At 68.4% G+C, this 20559-nt stretch carries 19 protein-coding genes; 12 read left to right on the forward strand and 7 right to left on the reverse strand.

Annotation, left to right across the window (positions count from 1 at the left end):
* The first annotated feature begins 79 nt into the window (after positions 1-79).
* Both DAT35_RS05560 and DAT35_RS05565 read left to right on the forward strand, forming a co-directional pair.
* The gene (locus tag DAT35_RS05560) at positions 80-553 is read left to right on the forward strand and encodes an ankyrin repeat domain-containing protein (RefSeq protein ID WP_108065851.1); all 474 of its coding nucleotides are present in this window, start codon (positions 80-82) and stop codon (positions 551-553) included.
* Between the two features lie 213 nt (positions 554-766).
* The gene (locus tag DAT35_RS05565; protein ID WP_108065852.1) at positions 767-1321 is read left to right on the forward strand and encodes a DUF2378 family protein; all 555 of its coding nucleotides are present in this window, start codon (positions 767-769) and stop codon (positions 1319-1321) included.
* A gap of 1 nt (position 1322) precedes the next feature.
* On the opposite strand, the gene DAT35_RS05570 is transcribed toward DAT35_RS05565, so the two are convergent.
* The 3 genes from DAT35_RS05570 to DAT35_RS05580 form a co-directional block, all read right to left on the reverse strand.
* Entirely contained in the window at positions 1323-1970 is a 648-nt protein-coding gene (locus DAT35_RS05570; protein WP_108065853.1) for a cupin domain-containing protein, read from the reverse strand.
* A 4-nt stretch (positions 1971-1974) separates the two neighbouring features.
* Positions 1975-2496, reverse strand: a complete 522-nt coding sequence (locus DAT35_RS05575) for an RNA polymerase sigma factor (protein WP_108065854.1) — start codon at positions 2494-2496, stop codon at positions 1975-1977.
* A 158-nt stretch (positions 2497-2654) separates the two neighbouring features.
* Positions 2655-3596 carry a hypothetical protein gene (locus tag DAT35_RS05580; RefSeq protein WP_108065855.1) on the reverse strand — a complete coding sequence of 314 codons (942 nt, stop codon included), beginning with the start codon at positions 3594-3596 and terminating at the stop codon, positions 2655-2657.
* 162 nt (positions 3597-3758) lie between these two features.
* Here DAT35_RS05580 and DAT35_RS05585 point away from each other — a divergent pair, with 162 nt between their 5' ends.
* Positions 3759-4025 carry a hypothetical protein gene (locus tag DAT35_RS05585; protein ID WP_146209578.1) on the forward strand — a complete coding sequence of 89 codons (267 nt, stop codon included), beginning with the start codon at positions 3759-3761 and terminating at the stop codon, positions 4023-4025.
* 120 nt (positions 4026-4145) lie between these two features.
* Entirely contained in the window at positions 4146-5003 is an 858-nt protein-coding gene (locus DAT35_RS05590; protein WP_146209579.1) for a hypothetical protein, read from the forward strand.
* A gap of 42 nt (positions 5004-5045) precedes the next feature.
* On the opposite strand, the gene DAT35_RS05595 is transcribed toward DAT35_RS05590, so the two are convergent.
* The 3 genes from DAT35_RS05595 to pip all read right to left on the reverse strand — a co-directional run bounded on the left by DAT35_RS05595 (position 5046) and on the right by pip (position 9425).
* Positions 5046-6917 carry a protein kinase gene (locus DAT35_RS05595; protein ID WP_108065858.1) on the reverse strand — a complete coding sequence of 624 codons (1872 nt, stop codon included), beginning with the start codon at positions 6915-6917 and terminating at the stop codon, positions 5046-5048.
* 122 nt (positions 6918-7039) lie between these two features.
* Positions 7040-8410 carry a right-handed parallel beta-helix repeat-containing protein gene (locus DAT35_RS05600; protein WP_199242817.1) on the reverse strand — a complete coding sequence of 457 codons (1371 nt, stop codon included), beginning with the start codon at positions 8408-8410 and terminating at the stop codon, positions 7040-7042.
* A gap of 55 nt (positions 8411-8465) precedes the next feature.
* Entirely contained in the window at positions 8466-9425 is a 960-nt protein-coding gene (gene pip / locus DAT35_RS05605; RefSeq protein ID WP_108065859.1) for a prolyl aminopeptidase, read from the reverse strand.
* 261 nt (positions 9426-9686) lie between these two features.
* Here pip and DAT35_RS60505 point away from each other — a divergent pair, with 261 nt between their 5' ends.
* The 6 genes from DAT35_RS60505 to DAT35_RS05635 all read left to right on the forward strand — a co-directional run bounded on the left by DAT35_RS60505 (position 9687) and on the right by DAT35_RS05635 (position 16068).
* Positions 9687-11375 carry an ATP-binding cassette domain-containing protein gene (locus DAT35_RS60505; RefSeq protein WP_108065860.1) on the forward strand — a complete coding sequence of 563 codons (1689 nt, stop codon included), beginning with the start codon at positions 9687-9689 and terminating at the stop codon, positions 11373-11375.
* Positions 11281-12015 carry an ABC transporter permease gene (locus tag DAT35_RS05615; protein WP_233261365.1) on the forward strand — a complete coding sequence of 245 codons (735 nt, stop codon included), beginning with the start codon at positions 11281-11283 and terminating at the stop codon, positions 12013-12015. The genes DAT35_RS60505 and DAT35_RS05615 overlap by 95 nt, the downstream gene beginning before the upstream one ends.
* A gap of 63 nt (positions 12016-12078) precedes the next feature.
* Complete coding sequence (locus DAT35_RS05620; protein WP_108065862.1) at positions 12079-13095, forward strand: ABC transporter substrate-binding protein; 1017 nt, start codon at positions 12079-12081, stop codon at positions 13093-13095.
* 187 nt (positions 13096-13282) lie between these two features.
* Positions 13283-13744: an STAS/SEC14 domain-containing protein gene (locus DAT35_RS05625; protein WP_146209580.1), complete on the forward strand. Its 462-nt coding sequence runs from the start codon at positions 13283-13285 to the stop codon at positions 13742-13744.
* A 25-nt stretch (positions 13745-13769) separates the two neighbouring features.
* The gene (locus DAT35_RS05630; RefSeq protein WP_108065864.1) at positions 13770-14234 is read left to right on the forward strand and encodes a hypothetical protein; all 465 of its coding nucleotides are present in this window, start codon (positions 13770-13772) and stop codon (positions 14232-14234) included.
* Positions 14235-14367: 133 nt separating this feature from the next.
* On the forward strand, positions 14368-16068 hold the full coding sequence (locus tag DAT35_RS05635; protein WP_199242818.1) for a vanadium-dependent haloperoxidase: 1701 nt from the start codon (positions 14368-14370) through the stop codon (positions 16066-16068).
* Positions 16069-16073: 5 nt separating this feature from the next.
* Here DAT35_RS05635 and DAT35_RS05640 read toward each other — a convergent pair whose 3' ends face one another.
* Positions 16074-16382: a hypothetical protein gene (locus DAT35_RS05640; RefSeq protein ID WP_108065865.1), complete on the reverse strand. Its 309-nt coding sequence runs from the start codon at positions 16380-16382 to the stop codon at positions 16074-16076.
* A 246-nt stretch (positions 16383-16628) separates the two neighbouring features.
* Between DAT35_RS05640 and DAT35_RS05645 the strand changes: the two genes are divergently transcribed.
* Together DAT35_RS05645 and DAT35_RS05650 are read left to right on the forward strand one after the other, a co-directional pair.
* Positions 16629-17330 (forward strand): hypothetical protein, encoded by a 702-nt coding sequence (locus DAT35_RS05645; RefSeq protein ID WP_146209581.1) that lies wholly within the window; start codon positions 16629-16631, stop codon positions 17328-17330.
* A 91-nt stretch (positions 17331-17421) separates the two neighbouring features.
* Positions 17422-20553, forward strand: coding sequence for an ABC transporter substrate-binding protein (locus tag DAT35_RS05650; protein WP_108066412.1), 3132 nt, complete (start codon positions 17422-17424; stop codon positions 20551-20553).
* Positions 20554-20559 lie beyond the last annotated feature (6 nt).

The following is a 20559-nucleotide window of genomic DNA, read 5'->3' on the forward strand; positions in this document are numbered from 1 at the left end:
CGGAGGTGTGACGGGCGAGGGAGCACCCGCGGTGGCGCGTCGAGAGGGAACACGCCATGCTTTTCCCCGGAGGTAGTTCATGTCTCTTTTCGAAGCCGTGGCGGCCGGGGACCTGGGCCGCGTGGAGGAGCTGCTCGCCGGTGGGGCGGATGCCAACCCCTTCGACGCCGAAGGCCGCACCCCGCTCATGGTCGCCGCCGAGAACGGCTCCGAAGCGCTCGTCCGGGCCCTGCTCGCGGGCGGCGCAGACCCCATCCTCACCGACCGGATGGGCGAGTCCGCCCTCACCAAGGCCGCCGCCCATGGTCACGGCCGGGTCGCCGCCCTCCTCTACCCCCACGCCTCCGAGGACGACCAGGCCATGGCCCGCACGCTCCTGAAGGTGGGCACGGACTTCTTCAACCTCCCACGCACCCAGCCCGAGCCCCCCGACGACTTCCGCCGCAAGCTCGCCTCGGCGGGCGCCTACATCGCCGGCAAGCTCGGTGACTCCTCGCCCACCGAGCGGCTCGAGCGCCTGCGCCGCGCGGAGAAGAACTCCAAGAAGCCCTGAACCCGGCGCCACTGGTTTGAGTGGAGTCAGGCCCCTGCGTCTGGTTTCAAACAGCGCATCCGCCGGGAGCTGAACACCGTCACCGGCCGGTTTCCTGCGCGTCACACCGCTCCGTGCGACACTCCCTACCTACTGTCCAGTGCGGACCTGTGTGCCGCACGGTGCCACTCGGCCCCTCCTGTGTGGGGGGCCCTCGCAGCCGGGGGGACATGCATGATGCTGGCGGATGAGCGTGTGGTGTTCGGCAACACCTTCGATGGACTCTTCCAGATTGCCCTCCACGGAAGGCTCTCCCCGGGAGCCCGGAGCGCGCTCAAGCGCATGGGGCTCTACGTCGACCAGCAGCCGCTCCCCTTCTACCCGGCGTCCATCTGGCGCCCCTCGCTCGACATCGTCGTGCGCGACCTCTTCCCGGAGCTGCACCTCGAGGAGGCCTACCGCCGGCTTGGCCAGAAGATGGTGACGGACGTGAGCGAGACGGTGCTCGGCCGCGGCATGCTGGCGGTGGGCCGGGCGCTGGGGCCGCGCCGCCTGCTGATGCGGATGAACCACAACTTCCGCAACGCCGACAACTACGTGCAGATGCAGCTCACCGAGCTGGCCCCCACCGCCTACGAGGTGCTCATCAACGAGACCCTGGGCATGCCCTCGTACTACCAGGGCATCATCGAAGCGGCCCTGGGAGCCGCCGGTGCGCGCGAGCCCCAGGTGCAGCGCATGCGGGTGGAGGGCAACAGCTGTACGTACCGCGTCGAGTGGCGCTCGTGAGCTAGTGGGGCAGGAGCGACGCGGCGCGTTGCACCATGCCTCGCCAGCCGGAGAACCGCACCGAGCCGTGCTCCTCGCGCACCAGCGTCCAGCACCCCTCCACGGGGTCCGCGGTGAGCTCGTGTCTGGAGCCCGCGGGCGCACTGCGCCAGTCTCCCTGCTCCAGGAAGCGCCCCCGGTCCCATACACCCCCGGCCAGGACGAGCGCCTCCTCCACGCCCCGGTGCGCGTGCCTCGGGAAACGGGCCCCCGCCTCCATGTGCACCAGGTAGAGCTCGCTCCGGCCCGGCTCGTCGCGCAGCAGGCGCACCATCCGGTGGCCCCGGCTCAGCGCCGAGTGCCAGCACCAGCGCTCCGGGGGCGGCAGCTCCGCCAGCAGCGAGGGCGGCAGCGGCAGGCCCGCCACCGGCCGCGGCGGCTCGTGATGGGAAGCCTCCTCCCAGATGCGGTCGAAGAGGCTCACCGGCACGGGCTCCTCGGGCATGGCCTCCAGCACGGCACCGCCGGGGGCACCCAGGCGCCCCACCTGGCGCGCGCAGTCGGGGCAGAAGGACAGGTGCGCCTCCACCAGGAGACGCAGGGGAACATCCGCGGCGCCCGTGGCGTACGCGAGCAACCGCTCGGACTGGGGATGGTTCACGGGATTCATGGTTTCACTCCGTCAGCAGGGCGCGCATGTGCAGCAGGGCCATCCGGACGCGCGACTTGAAGGTGCCCAGAGGGACGGCCAGCGCCACCGCCGCCTCCTCGTGGGTGTAGCCGCCCAGCACGGCCAGCTCGACTGCCTGGCGCTGCTCGGGGCTGAGCCCGTCCAGTGCGCGCTCCAGGCTCATCGACAGCTCGGGGTCCGCCTGGACGAAGTCATGCAGGGGGCGCTCCTCCTCCGAGGGCCCCGGCTCCTCGCCGGGCGTCCGGCGGCGCCACCGGTCCACCAGCTTGTTGCGCGCAATCATATACATCCACGCCAGGGGCGAGCCCTGCTCCGCCCGGTAGCTGGCGGCCTTCTGCCAGACGGACGTGAAGACGTCCTGCACCACGTCCTCAGCGAGCGAGCGGTCCCTCGTCACGCGCAGCACGTAGCCCAGCAGCCGGCCCGCGTGCCGCTCGTAGTAGGACCGGAAGGCCGCCTTGCTCCCCCCGGCGATGGCGCCAAGTAGCGCCCCATCCTCCTCCATGGCACCCACTCCTCCGGACGCACGCGCACCGCGCGCCGCCCGGGCCTATTCAGAGGCCAATACGGAGAAAGGGTGGGTTTGGATGAATCGAAACGACAAGGGGGAGGACGCCTGTCAGCGCCTCCCCCGAGGGACGGACAACCCGCCGTCGCGGATGCCTAGTCGTTGAAGCGGCCGGCGCGCGCCTCGTCGAAGGGCACGCGGTGCTTCAGATACATGTCCTGCAGGCTGTGGTTGCCAACGACGTTGAGACCACCATCACCGAAGCGGTGCACCACCGCGCCCTTGCCCGCGTCCTTCAGGAAGGCGAGCGGGTCCACGCTGCCGCCCAGGCCGGTGAAGGTGGGCACGATGTCCCGGTTGTTGACGTAGTGGACGTACTTGGGACCGTCCGGGTACTTCGTCGACGCCGCCCCGAAGGTCTCCACGCTCAACTTGCTCATCAGCTTCTCGGTATCGCCCTTGGACATCCCATCTTCGATGCGCAGCCTGCGCTCCACGTCGAAGAGGGCCCGCGCGGTGATGAGACCGCCCTGGCTGTAGCCCATCAACTGCACGTCACGGCCGGCCTTCAGCTCCGAGTAGAGGGTGTCCGCCAGCGTGTCCACCGCCGGGTTGGTGCCCTTGTCCAGCTTGTCCTTGACGCACTGCGCCAGGTCCGTGAAGAAGCCCTCGGTGGAGTTGTGGATGCCAACGGCCTTGGCGCCCGTCTTGTCCGCGATGGCCTGGAGGTCGCTCGACTGGCCCGCCTTATCCGTCATGATGCCGTTGAGGTAGATGACGGTCTTGGTGGGGTTGGGGTTGTTGCGCGGGGTGACGCCCGGAATCTGGCTCAGCGGAGTGCCCGGCGGGAAGGTCTGGCCCCCGGCGCCCACGAACTGGCCGTCAAACACCTTGTCCGAGGGCTTGCTGCCCCCCAACAGGCTCGCCGACACCTTGCGAGCGGGGCCCGAGTCGAAACCATCCGCGACCGGCTTCGCGCCCTGAGCCACCGCGTTCTTCACGGGGGTCGCCGCCGTCGTGGCGGGCTGCTGGGCCTTCTCGGTGGTCTGACGGCCCACCTGGGGGAGAGCGCTGCGGTTGCGGTCGATGGTGGTCATGGGGGCTCCTGCGGGGTCTTGTGGAAAATTCGTTGAATCATTGTCCCACGAAGCGGCGCGGAAGTTGCGTCCCCCCCCGCGTTTTTCCAGGCTGACCGGTGGATCAGCTCTCCAGGACGGCTGGAATCCCTACCCTTTCCACCTCCACGAAAAGAGGCATCCATGAGTACGAAGCGTCTGTGGTCACCGGTGTTGCTCCTGTCGGGCCTGCTGGCCCTGACGGCCTGCGGCAAGGCGGAGATCGGCGAGGAGTGCGACAAGACGGGCAGCACCGATGAGTGCGTCGACGGCGGCATCTGCGACACGCTCGGAGGCAGCAGCACCGGCCTGCAGTGTCTGAAGATCTGCACCCAGGACTCGGACTGTCCCTCCACCCAGGCCTGCACCGGCGTCAGCGGCAGCAACCAGAAGGCCTGTCACAACAAGTAGGCTCCGGGAGAGGAAGGCACTCGCGTCTGTCCGGTCCTTGATGCTCGCCTGCGAGGGGCTGGTGTTCTCTGCGCGTCCATGGCTTCTGGATAGCGTCGCGCGCAAGGGAGCCATCGTTACGTGAGAGCCAACCTCGGAAGGACCGCCGTTCAGGGCTTGCGGGTTCTCATCCTGGTCCTGGTGATTCCCTTCGCCGCGCGCGCCGCAGGCGAAGGGGAGATCCGAAACTACATCTTCTCGATCAGCCGCCTGTACGAGAGCCTCGATTACGAACTCGCGCTCAACCGGATCCAACTGGCCCGGCAGCTGCCTCGCGGAACAGACGAAGAGGTCACCCTCTCCCTCTACGAAGGCATCATCCTGTGCGAGATGGGCAAGCAGGAACCGGGGGCCACAGCCTTCAGAGCCGCTCTCTTCCTGCGGCCCGACGCGAAGCTCCCCGTGCTGGTCGCGCCCAAGGTCAAGGCGCTCTTCGACTCCGTGCGGAAGCACGTGAAGAGCGAAATGGATTCCCTTGGTGCACCGCGCGAAAAGGAGTTCCCGCCGAACAAGACCGACCCGGTGCAGAAGAATCCCTCCGCCCCCGCCCCAACCGGACCTGCTGAACGTCAGCAAGTGGATGCACCCCCCAAGGGGGCCGCCACCGCTGAATCCATTGATGCGGAACCACAGCAGAAGGAGCAGCAGCGGGAGGCGAAGCGGCGAGAGACAGAGCGCGACGAGTTGAAGAAGAAAAGACGCGCTGAACTGGATACGTCTATGTGCCAGCCTGTCGTTTGGAGCAACTGCGAACTGCTCATGCAGCGGCTCCGCTTTCTTCAAGAGGCATTCCTCGGCACGGCTCCGCCCTCCAGAGATCTTCCAATCAAGGAACTCAACAGGATTGGCCAGGAGATCCGAGCGGCACGCACCGGAGAGGAATTGAAGGAAGCCGCGCATGCCCTCGACTTCTGGGAGCAGCAGCACCTCCCCCAATGAGACAGCGCTTCCCGGGGTGACGGCGCGGGCTCCCCGTCCGCATCACTCCTCGAGAAGGTTGACCTTGACGACAGTCGTCTTGTCAGGCGTTACCTCGATGCTTCTGAACACCGTCTTCTGAATGCCCTTGTTGACGAGCTTCACGGTGTAGACCCCCACCGGCCACTCCACGGGCTCCATGGGCGTGTCGCCCAACTCCTTTCCATTCACGAAGACAGTGGCATAGGGCCGGACACGAAACTCGATTTTCCCCTTGAGGACGGGCTTGGAGGCGACCTGGGGAGGACTCTTCGGCTTCTTCGCGGGAACGCTGGGGCGGGGCGGGGGAACGGGTATGGGAGAACTTTCCGGAGGTGGGGCCTTCTGCTCCGCGGAGGAACCGCCCGGCGCTGGCGGTACGTCCTGGGACATAGCGGCAACGGAGCCAGCATCGGAATTGTCCTGAGGCCGCACTCCAGAACTGTCAGCGGGCAGCTCAGCAGGTGCTGAGGGGGAAGACCCGGTCGAAGGTGGAGTCACGCTCTGAGGCGTGGTCGACGGTGACGTCCCGCTTGGGGGCGTGGTCGACGGTGACGTCTCGGGCTGAGTCTTGCGCTGGGCCACGAGCGGCTCGGGCTGGGGCTCAGGCGCGGAGAAAGCCGTCCGCCGCAGCAGGAATCCCCCGCCCAGCGCGAGGAGCACGACCCCCACGAGGGCGGGGACCCACCTGCCTCGTCGCGGGTGAGTCTCCACGGGGCTCTCCTGCACGCGTGCTGGCACCTGCGCGGATGGAGGAGTCGCTCGCGGCGGCGGGCCGGCGTCCGGGACCGTCGCGAACTCGGAGAGAGCCTCGTGCGAGCCCTGCGTCGGGCCCTGGGGCCTGCGCGTCTTCACCGTCCCTGGCGCCTGGGCGGTCTCCACATCCGTCTTCGTACTGGAGGGTGCCGGAGTGTGGACGGGAGTGGCCGAGCGCTTCGGCCCACCAGGAGGAGTGCCCGGCTGGAGCATCGGCTGATCGGTGCCCGAGGCGACCTGAGCGATGAGCTGTGCGATCTGCTGCGTCGTCACGGGCTTGCCCGTGGAGAGGATGAAATCCTCCAGGTCCGACTGGAATGCGTGGCAGTCCGGGTAGCGCTGTTCACGGTCCTTGGCGAGCGCCCGGTCCAGGATGTGCCGCAAGGAGTCCGGCAGCTCCGGCCGGAGCTGTGCCGCGGGCGTCGGCGCCTGGGCAAGGATGGCCTGTATCAGGCCAACGTCGCTCTCCGACTCGATCGGCTTGTGGGCCGTGAGAAGCTCGTAGAGGACAACGCCGAGCGCGTACACGTCCGCCCGCCGGTCCAGGGACTCGGCACGAACCTGCTCGGGCGACATGTACGCCAGCTTGCCCTTGATGACGCCGCTGCGGGTCTTGTGGCTCTGACCGGCCGCCTTGGCGATGCCGAAATCCACCACCTTCACCGCGCCTTGCTTGGACAGCAGGATGTTGTCCGGGCTGATGTCGCGATGGATGAGCCCCAGCGCCTCTCCCGTCTCCGGGTCGATGAAGTCATGGGCGAAGGCCAGCCCCTCGCACGCATGGGTGATGAGCCGGGCACAGGCCGCCATCGGCAGGGACATGCCCTGCGCCGCGGCCCGCTTCACGAGCGTGCGCAGGTTGGGCCCGTCGATGTACTCCATGGCCAGGAAGTACGCCCCGTCGGCCTCTCCGAAATCGAAGATCTGCACGATGTGCGGGTGCGTGAGCTGAGCGGCCAGCTTCGCCTCGGAGAGGAACATCTCCACGAAGGCGGGCTCCTCGGCCAGATGCGGCAGGATGCGCTTGAGCACCAGTGTCTTCTCGAAGCCCATGGGGCCAGCGGCCTTGGCGAGGAACACCTCGGCCATGCCCCCAGTGGCGAGCTTGCGAATCAACTGGTACTTGCCGACTTGCTGCATCGCGAACCGTCTCCTCGAGCCGTGCCTGGCTCCCCCGTCAACGTACCACCGGCGAGCGCATACCGTTGCGCGGCGTGACGGTGGCATGACCCCAGGCCCAAGGGAACACCCAACCCGGCCTTTCAACGCGAGCGTCGCCGCGCCCCCATGACCGCCTGCAGCGCAATGAGCGCCAGCGCGCCCAATGCGCTCCCCGACGTGTTGCAGCCGCACCCCTTGTCGGACATCTCGCCGTCGCCGTCGCCGTCGCCAGGGCCCCCGTCGGGCATCCCCGCGTCGCCGGTCCCCGGACCCGCGTCCACGCCGATTCCAGCGTCCGGAGTTCCGCCGTCGTCGACGGGCCCGGGAAGGTTGCCGTACTCGAATGCACCCACGTCCAGCCCGCTGCCCATGGTCCGGCGCGGCTCACTCCCCAGCGGGTGGACATATTGGAACATGGGCGCGAGGAAATCCGCGCCGTCCGACCCTAGAGCCAGGCCCGCGTTGACGGCGGGCGAACCAGCCGTCAGGTGGTAGTCGAAGCCCGCCGGGTCGACCAGGCCTGGAGCGGAGGTGGCCAGATTCGAGCGCTCCGACACCGTGCCACTGATGGGCGTGCCCTTGCCAACGAACAGGTTGTTGGCGACGAGCCCCGATGGCGAGCCCGAGACGCGCACGAAGGTCGCGCCGGCCGTGCGGTCGTTCACGAAGGTGTTGTTGACGACGTACAGCTTCTGCACCGGGTTGCTCGCCCCCTCGGCCGCGAACGAGAGCAGGGTCGAGTTCTCCGCGGCGGTCCCCTGCTGAATCTGGTTGCCCAGCACCAGGGCATCTCCGCCATTGGGCAGTTCAATCTCGTAGCTGGGGTTTCCATCCTCATCGGTCAGCCGGTTGTAGAGGATGGACGTGCTGTACGCGCGGCTCTTCACCAGGTGCCCGGAACGGGCCGCGTGCGAGTAGCTGAAGCGCAACGTGAAGCTCCGCACGTGGTTGATGTACATGTTGTGCGACAGCCCATCTCCCGCACCGTTGTGGGCGAACTCCGACGACTCGATGAGGATGTCACTGTTGGCGCTATCCCCAGCGAGCACCCCGTTCTCGTTGTCATGGAAGAAGCAGTTGCGCACCGTGAGGCCCGCTCCCTCCTGACGGATACCCGCCCCGTTCTTGTCCGGAACACTCGCCCCCGAGAACTCGATGTTCTCGACGGTGGTGTTGCTCCCCTGAATCACCCAGATGGCCTTGCCATTGGAAATGGAGAGCCCCGCCGCGTCCAGGTGAGCCCGAGCACCCCCCACTCCGCGAATCGTGAGGTTGTTGGCCTTCCAGATCGCCACGTCCCGGTAGGTCCCCGCGGCGAGTTCGATGGTATCCCCGTCGCGCGCGGCGGCGGCGGCGGCACTCGGAGTGGTGTAGTCCTTTCCAGGTCCGACGCTGAGCGTGGTGGCGCTCGCGTATCCCGGAACCAAGAGAGGAATGAGCAGTGAGCCCGCAAGGAGAAGGGGATGGTTCATGAGGTGAAGATTCCCCTCCCCTGGCATCGCTTTTCCACTTTTTGTCGAGCGCCGTCTACCCGCGGAACCGGTCCGTGGCCTCCACGAGCGCGGCGGTGATGCCCGGCTCATAGGCCGAGTGCCCCGCATCCGGGATGATCTTCAGCTCCGCCTCCGGCCAGGCCTTGTGCAGGGCCCAGGCGCTCTGCACCGGACACGGGATGTCGTAGCGGCCCTGCACGATGACCCCGGGGATGTGGCGGATGCGCGGCACGTCCTCCAGGAGCTGGGTGTCGCTGCGCAGGAAGGCCCCGTTGATGAAGTAGTGGGCCTCGATGCGGGCGAAGGCGAGCGCGTACGTGTCCTCCCCGTAGTGCGCGACGAGGTCCGGGTTGGGGTGGAGGTAGCTCGTGCGGCCCTCCCAGATGCTCCAGGCCCGCGCCGCCTCCTGCCGCACCCGCGCGTCTCCGCTCATCAGCCGCTGGTGATAGGCCTTGAGCAGGTCCCCCCGCTCCTCGGGAGGAATGGGGGCGAGGAAGTCCTCCCAGGCATCCGGGAAGAGCGCGTGCGCGCCGTGCTGGTAGAACCAGTGAATCTCCTGCTTGCGCAGCAGGAAGATGCCGCGCAGCACCAGCTCGGTGACGCGCTCCGGGTGCTTCTGCGCGTAGGCCAGCGCGAGCGTGCTGCCCCACGAGCCGCCGAAGACCTGCCATCGCTCGATGCCCAGATGGCGGCGCAGCGTCTCCATGTCCTCCACCAGGTGCCAGGTGGTGTTCTCCTCCACGCTGGCGTGCGGCGTGCTCTTCCCACAGCCGCGCTGGTCGAACAGGACGATGCGGTACGCCGCCGGGTCGAAGAAGCGCCGCTGCTTGGGGTCCGTGCCACCCCCCGGGCCACCGTGAACGAAGACGACGGGCTTGCCCTTCGGGTTGCCGGACTCCTCGAAGTACACCTCGTGAAGCGCGGAGACGCGCAGACGGCCGGTGTTGTAGGGCTCGAGGGGGGGATAGAGGGTGCGAGGCGCGGCGAGGGACATGGGAAGCGCCTTCTACCACCCCCCTTGACAGGGATTGCCCACCTTCTGCTCGAAGCCGTGCATGGGCTTCCGCCAGGGGTGTCAATCCCTCCCGGATGCACCAGGAGGGTGCGGGCGGGCTGGCAATCGCCTCGCCCCCAGGTAGGGGACGGGCCCTTCTCCGGCGGCCTGCCCCTCCTTGGCGGTTGAGGGTAGCAGACACACCTTCATCAAGCCTCACCCCCGTCCGCAGGCCCAGACGAGGACGGAAGGAGAGCGACAATGGAACGCAGCCCACCGACCAGATTGCAGGCGATGGACGCTGCTCTCTCGTCCGAGCCCGACGCCTCCATCCCTCCCCGCGCGCTGTCCTTGCGGCAGTTCATCGTCCGACTGCGCGAGGCCTGTAACCGCGGCGGCCCGGCGGCCATCGAGGAGGTACTCCGGCAGGGCAGCCTGCACCGGCGCGCGGTGGAGCCCTACGCCCTGCTGCAGGAGGGGCGCTACACGCGCACGCTCGTGTACCGGGATGAGGACCTGGAGGTGCTCGTGTTGGGCTGGGGACGCCATGCGCGCGCGCCCATCCACGGGCACGACGGCCAGGAGTGCTTCCTGATGACGGTGGCCGGAGAGTTGGAGGTGGCCGACTACCGTCTGGTGGCGGGCGGGCAGGAGCCCGGGTACGCGCTCGTCGAGCGCATGGGCCCACGCCGCACGCTGCTGCCCGGTGCCATGGACCACCGCAGCCCCGAGGCGGAGCTGCACTCGGTGCGCACGGGGGCGCGCAGCGGCTTCGCCATCTCCCTGCACGTCTACTCACGCCCCATCGACGCCTGTCTGATCTTCGACTCCCGCCGCTCCAGTTGCGAGCTGCGCCAACTTCATTACGACCGTGTGATGCGCCTCGCCGACCCGACCTCCCAGCCCTCCTCCCCGTCCGAGCCGGCCAGCCGTCGCCCCGGACGCCTCACCCGCCTCTTCCGCAGCGTCTTCCGGCGCGTACGGGAGGTGAAGGAAACGGTGAAGGAGACGCTGGTCCCCGCCCGGGTGGCCGAGGACGCGGCGAAAATCGCCATCAAGCGGGTGGAGCACCGCTACGGCAACAAAGTGGTGGCGCTTCAAGACGTCAACCTCAACATCCGCTCCGGCGAGTTCGTCTGCCTTCTGGGGCCCTCGGGCTGCGGCAAGTCCACGCTGCTGTACGCGCTGGCGGGCCAGCTCGCCCCCACCGGGGGCCAGGTGCGCATCGACGGCAAGCCCATCGCCGGACCGGGACCGGACCGGCTGCTCATGTTCCAGGAGTCGGCGCTCTTCTCGTGGCTCACCGTGCGGCAGAACATCGAGTTCGTGCTCGCCGCCCGGGGCCTGTCCAAGACCGAGCGCACCCAGCGCACGCGCCGCTACATCCATTACGTGCAGCTGGACGGCTTCGAGGATGCGCTGCCCCACGAGCTGTCGGGCGGGATGAAGATGCGCACGGCGCTGGCGCGGGCCCTGGCGGTGGACTCGCCGGTGCTGCTGATGGACGAGCCCTTCGGCTCGCTGGACGCGCAGACACGCCTGAACATGCACGAGCTGCTGCAGCGCGTGTGGACGGAGACGCACAAGACGATCGTCTTCGTCACCCATGACGTGACCGAGGCGCTGATGCTGGCCAACCGGGTGGTGGTGATGGCGCCCCGGCCCGGCCGCATCCTGAGGGACCTCGAGGTGCGGCTGCCCATGCCGCGAGGCCCCGACGACGTGGCGCTGGTGGGGCTGGCGCGGCAGATCCGCTCCATGCTCCGCGAAAGCGAATCCCTGCGAGGGCCCGGGTCCGGCACCCGGGAGGAACGAGAGACACACCATGAAGGCGTGGCACCTGGGACAGAAGCTGCTGTTCCTCGCGGGGCTCCTGGCGACGTGGGCCCTGCTCGCCCGGTACGGACCGTGGCCCCACCACCTGTTCCCGGGCCCGAAGGCGGTCGCTGAGAGCCTCGCCGCCATGGTGGGCGATGGGCGGCTGTGGGCCGCCGTCACGCGCTCGCTGGGACGGCTCGCGCAGGGCTACTTCCTCTCCGTGCTCATCGGCGTGCCGCTCGGCCTCGCCATGGGACGGCTGCGTCCCGTGCGCCACCTGCTGCGCCCGCTGGTGGTGGGCCTGCAGGCGCTCCCCTCCATCTGCTGGCTGCCGCTGGCGCTCTTGTGGTTCGGCCTCACGGAGACGTCCATCATCTTCGTGGTGGTGATGGGCTCGGTGCTGGCCATCGCCATCGCGGTGGAGGACAGCATCATGGGAGTCGACCCCCTGCTGTTGCGCGTGTCCTCCACATACGGCATCCGCGGTGTGCGCTTCTACGGAGGCGTGCTGCTACCGGCGGCACTGCCCAGCATCATCACCGGGCTCAAGCTGGGGTGGAGCTTCGCCTGGAGGGCCCTCATGGCCGGCGAGCTGCTGTACGTGTCCGGCGGCCTGGGCCAACTGCTCACCATGGGCCGCGAGCTGATGGAGATTCCCCAGGTGGTGGCGGTGATGCTCTGCATCATCATCGTGGGCACCCTCATCGACCGCGTCCTCTTCCAGACGGTGGAGGTGCGCGTGCGCCGCCGCTGGGGACTGGCGACCAGCTGACAGCTCCCTCGTACCCGGGTCCATTGTGCGCCGAGCCCCGACCCGACCCACCCTGATTCACCTATGCGTTCGGGTTTCCTGGTAGCGGGGCTCGCCGCCCTCTGTCTGATGGTGGGCGGGTGCAAGAAGGAGCAGGGTGGGGAGCAGGGGGCGGCGAAGCAGGCCGCCACGAAGGAGAGCCCCCTCCGGGTGGGATTCTTCCCCAACATCACCCATGCCCAGGCCCTGGTGGGCAACGGCTCGGGCGCGTTCCAGCAGGCCGTGCCCGGCATCGAGCTGAAGATGTTCAACGCCGGGCCCGCGGCCATGGAGGCGCTCGCCTCCGGCTCACTTGATGCCTCGTACGTGGGCACGGGGCCCGCCATCAATACCTTCCTCAAGGCGGGGCGCGAGCTGCGCATCATCGCCGCGGCGGTGGACGGCGGCGCGGTGCTGGTGACGAAGACGGCGCGCACTCCCGCGGAGCTCAAGGGAAAGACACTGGCCAGCCCGCAGCTGGGCAACACCCAGGACATCGCGCTGCGCCACTGGCTGGCCCAGCAGGGCTTGAAGGTGGGGCAGGACGTCACCGTCACGCCGCTGTCCAACCCGGACATCCTCGGCCTCTTCCTCAATGGCAAGCTCGAAGGCGCCTGGGTGCCCGAGCCGTGGGGCGCGCGCATGGTGGCCGAGGGCGGTGGCCACATCCTCGTGGACGAGCGTGACCTGTGGCCGGAGCGGCGCTTCCACACCACGGTGCTCGTCACCACCGCGAAGACGCTGAAGGAGCGGCCCGAGCAGCTCAAGAAGCTGCTGCGCGCCCATGTGGAGCTCACCCGGCAGTGGCAGCAACAGCCCGACGCCTTCATCTCGCGCGTCAACGAGGCTTTCGGCAAGGTGACCGGGCACCCCATCTCCGAGCCCGTGCTCAAGGACGCCTTCTCCCGCCTGGAGCCCGCGTTGGAGGCGATGCCCGGCCAGCTCCAACAGGCCGCCGAGCATGCGAAACAGCTCGGCTTCGTCCCCAGCGCCGACCTGTCTGGACTGGTGGATACCTCGCTGCTCAAGGAAGTGATGGGTCAGGACGGGGGGCAGCCGTAAGGAAACCGCGCGGGCCTGAAGGGGCTCGTCTCCCCGCCTGCTGGGTATTCGAGCGGGATGGCACTCCTGTTCCGGGTGAGCCGGCACCCGTCATTCACGATTGACCCGGGACCCGCGAGGACAGTGCCCCGGAACAGGCGGAACGTGTATTGGCCCCCGGCTTGCTCCCGTGTGCCTCGGGGTCTCCATGTCGCCTGCCTCCATTCAGTTCGATGACTCGCTGTGGCCGCTGCTCATCATCCGGTTCGAAGGGACCACGACCATCCGGCAGTACGAGGAGTACCTCGCCCGGAGGACGAGCTACCTCGAGCGGGGCGAGCGCCATGTCGTCATCCTCGACCTGAGCCGGACGAGCGGCCTGGGCCCGCCCGAGCAGCGCCACCTGCAGGTGGACTGGATGAAGCGGCACGACGCGGCCCTGCGCGAGCTGGTGCTGGGCGCGGCCTTCGTCACCGACTCAGCGGCGGTCCGGCTGCTGATCAGCCTCGTGCTCCACCTCAAACCCCTCGCCTCGCCCCACGTGGCGGTGGCGAGCGTCCCCGAGGCGGTTGCATGGGTCGCGGACCGGCTGCGACAGTCTGGGCTCGAAGCGGAGGCCCACCACCTCCGCACTCACCGCGACCTGCTCCCCAGCAGACGCTCCGTGTGAGTGCTTCCGGCGCTTCCGGAACGCCATGCCCTCCGCCTCCCATTTCGAATTCGATGACTCGCAATGGCCCCTGCTCATCATCCGCATTCCGCGCACCCCCACCGCGGATGAGATGGAGGAGTACCTCGCGAGACGGCTCGAATACATGAAGCGGCATGAGCACCACGTCATCCTCTATGACACCCGCGAGCTTCGCCTGGCGTCCAACGCGATGAATCAGCGGCAGGTGGAGTGGCTGCGCAAACACGACGAGCTCATCCTGGAGACGCTGCTGGGCGCCGTCGTCATCATCACCTCACCCCTCAACCGGCTGACGGCGAGCGCCATCATGCATTTCAAGAAGCCCACCACTCCGTACTCCATCGCCTCCAGCATGCCCGACGCCGTGCGGTGGGCAGCGGACTGCCTGCAACAGGCGGGGTACTTCACCGAGGCGCATCGCATCCGCCAGCACTTCGCCTCGAGCGCGAGCGGGCAGAGCGGCGCGTAGCGCACGAACCCCCCGGCCCCTCGTCCGCAGAGAAGTCAGACGCGTCTCACAAAACCCGGAGCCGCCATCCACCTGGGTGGGAAGTGGCGGGAGCCCGACTCCCTCGGGCCGCGCTTCCCGTTGGGAGACAGCGATGAACGACCAAGACGCCATCACCCCCATCAGCCCCAAGGAGCGCCGCGAGAAGGCCGAGAAGATTCGCGAGAGGGCGACAGACATCTCGCAGAGCAAGCCGTTGCCCAAGCACATGAACAACGGCGAGGAAGAGAAGTACCTCGACAAGCTCCAATTCCCCGTCGCCAACTACACCAAGGGGTTGCCGCACGACGACAAGGGCGAGGTGAAGCGCTCGGACTACGAGAAGCTACGCGACGCGCTCCGCAAGGGCGGAGAGGACGACTTCGCGGACATCCCCCTCGACCCGAAGGCGGGCCGCAAGTACACCGCGCCGCAGACCGGTCTGGCGTTCGACCTGGAGGGCCCCGACGCCTGGGCACGCACCATCCCACCAGCGCCACTGGTCGACAGCCTGAAGAACGACACGGAGATGGTGGAGCTCTACTGGATGGCGCTGGTGCGCGACGTGCCCTTCATCGAGTACGGCTCGAATCCGGACGTGGCCGCCACCGCGGCGGAGCTCGACAAGCTGCGCAAGCAGGGCCTCCCCAAGGAGGATGTGCTCGACATGCCGCTGGCGAAGAACATCACCCCCGGCACCGTCTTCCGCGGCCTGACGGAGGGAGACCTGCGAGGCCCGTACGTCTCGCAGTTCCTGCTGCACGACCTCTCCTTCGGCGCGCTGACCATCAACGCGCAGCAGCGCGCCGCGAAGCCGGGCGTCGACTACATGACGACGTTCGACAAGTGGCTCACGGTCCAGCGCGGAGTCAACACGGCCCTGTCCGACGACGAGCGCCTGGAGGACCCCTCCGTGGGCAAGCGCTTCATCCGCAACATGCGGGACCTGGCGCGCTACGTCCACGTGGACCAGTTGCACGAGGCGTACTTCAACGCGGCGATCCTGCTGCTCGGTGCGAAGAACCTCCCGCTCGACGACGGCAACCCCTACGTGGGCAACAACCGGAGCGCGAAGAACCAGGAGGGCTTCGGCGTGTTCGGCGGACCGGCGCTGCTCGCGCTGCTCACGGAGGTGGCCACCCGGGCACTCAAGGCCGTGTGGTTCCAGAAGTGGTTCGTCCACCGCCGGCTACGCCCCGAGGAGTGGGGCGGCCGCATCGAGGCCTTCCGGAGTGGCCGCGTGGCGAACTACCCGGTGACGCAGCGGCTGCTGGGCTCCATGGCGCACCAGCGCATCCTGGCCAAGAACGGCACCTCGCTGCTGCCCCAGGCCTTCCCCGAGGGCAGCCCGATGCACCCGGCGTACGGCACGGGCCACGGCACCGTGGCGGGCGCGTGCGTCACCATCCTCAAGGCCTGGTTCAAGGGCGGCGAGCAGAAGCTGAAGGACCTGGTGGGGCCCGACGGCAAGACGCCCCTGATTCCCATCAAGGTGGCTTCCGCGGACGGCAAGTCGCTCGTGGACTACACCGGCGCGGACATCGGGGAGATCACCGTGGATGGCGAGCTCAACAAGCTCGCGGGCAACATCGCCACCGCGCGCAACGGCGCGGGCGTCCACTGGCGCAGCGACTACACCGCAGCCCTCCACCTCGGCGAGAGCATCGCGCTCGGCATCCTCCAGGAGCAGAGCATCCTCTACAACGAGAAGAACCACTTCACCGTGGTGGACTTCGATGGCAACCACCTGCGCATCGAGGACGGTGACATCAAGGTCACCTCCACCGCGAAGAAGATGGGGCTCGACGCGGCCTGAGCCTCTCAGGTCAGCTTGGGTGGGACGCGGTAGATCTCCTCCACGTCCTCGTGGTTGAAGAGACCCATGGCCTCGCGCTGCACGATGAGCGTCCACTTGCGGTACTCGGCATCGCGGCGCTTCTCGTTGTACTCGACAAGCTTCTTGTCGCGTGCGGGGCTCGGGGCCATGGACCGCACCTGCTGCCCGAGCTGCTGCAACTCGGCGAGCTGCCGCTCAATCCGATGCCCGAGCGCCTTGATGCTCGCGGCTGCCTCGGCACGCAGTTGAACTTCGATGGCGAGCGCACCACCGACGGGTCCCTTGCTCGACATAGGCCTTCGACCTCGTTCCGTGACTCGCCTGAAGAATAGGGAATGAACCGCCGAGGCGCTTGAACGGATGCGACACGTGGACACATGGCGCTGATGGAGCCCATGAGGCACCAGTCCCCGACCCACTTCCCTTCCGAGACACCCATGTCAGGGGCCCCTGCTCTGGAAACCACTTTCTGAGGGTCCCGGAATCCAGCCTCCGAGAGGAGCGCTCCCCAGGCACATCCATTGCTCCGGGCGGCGGGCATGCACGCACTGCTCACCGCACTGGTTCTCGCCGTGTCGCCGGATGTCCCCGTCACTCCGAATCCCGGCCCCAGCCAGGCCGCGGTCCCGCGCCGAAGCTTCTGGGTGCAACCCATCGGCACCGCCGTCATGGGGCTGGCGCTCCGGGAAGACTCCGCCCTCTATCTCCCGCTCGGGGCCAACCTGCCGCTGGGAGAGGACTCGAGCACGAGCCTCGGAATCGAGCTGACCGTGATGACGGGGGCCATGCGCGCCGCCTACGAGCACCAGGTCAGCAGCAACGGGGTGGTGCCGCGCTACTGGCGCGTGCTGGCCGCGGCCGGTCCCGTGTTCTCACTGTCGGGCAGACCGCTCTCGGGCCCCTTCGTGCAGCCGAAGCTGTTCACCAACGTCTCGTACGAGCCGGAGTACGACTCCGACGAAGCCAGACACACCGGGGGCACGAGCGTGGAGCTGCACCTGGGGCTGGACCTGGGGTGGCAGTTCACCGTCGGACCCGTGTACATCGCTCCCGTGCTCGGAGCGAGCGTGGGCTACGGCTTCAACCTGCCCGGCGGGGGCACCTCGACCCTGTCGGGCCGCCCCTCGTTCGAGCCCAGCCGCGTCCTGGCCCCGCGGTTCGTCGGCTTCGAAACAAAACGAGGCTCGTCGCCGGTGGTGGGCGCCAACCTCAACCTGCTGCGGGTGGGCGCGGTCTTCTGAGCGGCACGGCCCCTCGGTGTCCAGGCGCGTCTCCCTCGCGGATTTGGGGTTGGAAAGCGGGCGGGCTACCGTGCGGGCACCCCGCTCCCGCATGGCCGCCCAAAAGCACCTCTTCGTGTTCCCGCTCCTCGGAGGGCTCTCCGCCGCCCTCGTCGTCGGCGGGCTGCTCCAACTCGTCACCGGCCAGCCCCATGAGTGGCAAGGCTGGTCCGTGCTGCTCCTCGGCACGCCGCTGGTACTGCTGCTGCTGACCTACGCCATCCGGTACTTCTGGGAGGCGAACCCCCTCAAGGAGCGCACCCGCCTGCTCACCCGGCTGGCCGAGGGAGACCTCACCGCCACCGCCCACGAGGGAATGGCGGACGAGCTCGAGGTGCGGCGGCTGCTCCTGTCCCTGCGCCGCGCGCTCGGCCAGGTGCAACGGGTGACGGGCAACGTGCGCCGCACCTGCCAGGGTGTCTCCGAGGAGGTGCGCGTGCTGCTCGAGGCCGCGCGCCGTCAGGGCAGCGCCATGGAGCGCTCGCGCGAATCGGTGAATGGCATGAGCCAGAGCCTCCAGGCCGCGGGCAAGCGCGTGACGCAACTGGAGAGCTTCGCCCAGGAGACGAATGGCTCGCTGGTGGAGATGACCGAGCGGCTCGGACAGGTGGCCGAGGCGCTGCTCGCGTTGGACGAGTTCTCGCACCGCACCACCCAGCAGGTGCAGGCCATGAGCGAGCGGCTGCACCACATCGCCTCCTCGGGCGACGAGCTGGCACGCTTCGCCAGTGAGGCCGAGGCCTTCGTCCAGGTGGTGCAGACGGGCATCGATGCGGTGCGCCACCGCGCCTCGGAGACGAACCAACTGGCGCACGCGGTGACAGCCACCGCCGAGCGCGGCGAGGTGCTCGTCAACGACTGCGTCCAGGGCATGTACCGGGTGGAAGAGACGGTCCGCAAGACGGCGGAGCTGGTGGACTCACTCGGCGTGCGCTCCACACAGATTGGCCGCATCGTGGACGTCATCCAGGAGATCGCCGACCAGACGAACCTGCTGGCGCTCAACGCGGCCATCATCGCCGCACAGGCCGGAGAGCAGGGCCGGCCCTTTGGTGTGGTGGCGGACGAAATCCGCAACCTGGCCGAGCGCACCGCACGCTCCACGCGGGAGATCGTGACCATGGTGGGAGGTATCCGCCTGGAGGTGGACACGGCGGTGTGGCTGGTGAACGAGGGCCGCGAGAAGGCCGCCGCGGGCGTGCTGCTGGGAGACCGGGCCGCCGAGGCGCTGATGGAGATCCGCACCATCACCCAGCGCACATTCTCGGCGGTGGAGGCCACGCTGGCGGAGACGAAGCAACTGGAGGCGCAGGGCGCCACGGTGGTGGAGGCCAGCCGGCGGGTGGCTCGGCGCGTGGACGACGTGACCCAGGCGGCCATGGAGCAGGCGGGCCAGGGGCGCGAGCTGGTGCACCAGACGCAGCAGATGGCCCGGCTGGCACAGGAGGCCTCGCAGAAGGCGGAGGGCCAGGCACGCACGGGAAGGGACCTGTCCGGCGCGGTGGTGCGGTTGAGCTCGGCCATCGAGGAGATCCGCGCGGCGCACGACGTGTTGATGCGCGGGGACTCGGCCATTGGCGAGGAAGTGACGAAGGTGGGTGCGGACGCGCTCCAGGTCATCCGCATTGGCGACGGGTTGAGCCGGACCGTGGACCAACTGGCACACGAGGCGGCCAGCCTGGATGGCGAGGTGTTCCGCTTCCGGCTGCCCGTCGCGAAAGAGGGCGGCACGCTGCGCGCGGGCATCCACCAGACGGCGTACCTCAACGCGGTGGGCCGGTTGGATCCCCTCTTCGGCGTGGAAATCCAGCTCGTGGAGATGAGCTGCTGCGTCTTCAACAACCTGCTGCGGACCCAGGACGGCATGCTGGTGCCGGACCTGGCCGAGCATTGGGAGGCAGACCCCTCGGCACGCCGCTTCCGTTTCCAACTCCGCAAGGGAATCACCTTCCATGACGGGACGCCCCTGAAGGCCAGCGACGTGAAGCGCCACTTCGAGCGGCTGTTGGACCCGGCGACGAAGTCACCCGAGCGGGGCCTGCTGGAGGACGTGGCGGGCGCCAGGGCCTTCGCGGCGGGAGAGGTACACGAGGTGACGGGCATCGAGGTGTTGGATGACCTGGTGCTCGAAATCCACCTGGAGGAGCCCAAGGCCTTCTTCCCCTTCCTGCTGGCGCAGACCGCCGCGGGAGTGGCCCGGGTGGACACACAGGGCCGGGTGCTGGGCACGGGCCCCTTCCGGCAGGTGGAGTTCGACTCGGAGCGCATCGTGCTCGAGCGCAACCCCACCTATTGGCGCCAGGGGCAGCCCCTGTTGGACAGGCTCGAGTTCCACCTGCTGGGGTCGCGCGAGAAGGCCATCACGGCGCTGCGGGAGAGGACGGTGGACTTCGTCTCGTACCTGCATGCCTCGCACGCGCAGGTGCCCGAGCAGGAGGGCTTCCAGGTGGTGCCAGGCGTCACCCCGACCACGGCCTTGATGGGCTTCAACCTGCACGAGCCTCCGTTCAACGACGTGCGGGTCCGCAAGGCCCTGCGGGCCGGCCTGGACATCCAGGGGCTGGTGGAGCACTTCCACAAGGGCGCGCGCCTGGCCCGCACGGTGACCCCCCCGGAGCTGCTGGACGGTGAGAGCCCACTTCCCGTTCCCTATCTGGACATCGGTCTGTCCGAGCGGCTGCTGCGCGAGGCCGGGGTCCAGCGGGTGCCGGTGACGCTGTACCAGACCGAGGGACGCGACACGTCCGCCGAGGACGCCATCCTCTTCCGGCCGCTGATGGAGGCCGGACTGGTGGAGCTCAAGCACGTGCAGCTGAGCGCCGAGGAGTTCACCGCGCGGCGGCGCGAAGGGCGGCTGCCCATCTTCCGGATGCATTGGGTGGCCGACTATCCGGACCCGGACAACTTCCTCCACTTCCTGCTGAGCTCGCAATCCCAGACACTGTACGTGCTGCGCTATCGCAACGAGGAGCTGGACGCGCTCACGGCGGAGGCGCGCGTCACCATCGATCCCGAGCGGCGCAAGCAGCTCTACTGGCGCGCGGAGCGCATCGCCCACGAGGACTGCCCCCTCATCCCACTCTTCCACCCCCGCGTGCATGCCGCGGCGAGCTCGCGGGTGCAGGGATTGCGGCTGCACCAGACACCTCCACAAGTGCGCTTCGAGGAGCTGTGGCTGGAATAGAATCGT

The organism is Vitiosangium sp. GDMCC 1.1324 (assembly GCF_003044305.1).
Taxonomy (GTDB): Bacteria; Myxococcota; Myxococcia; order Myxococcales; family Myxococcaceae; genus Archangium.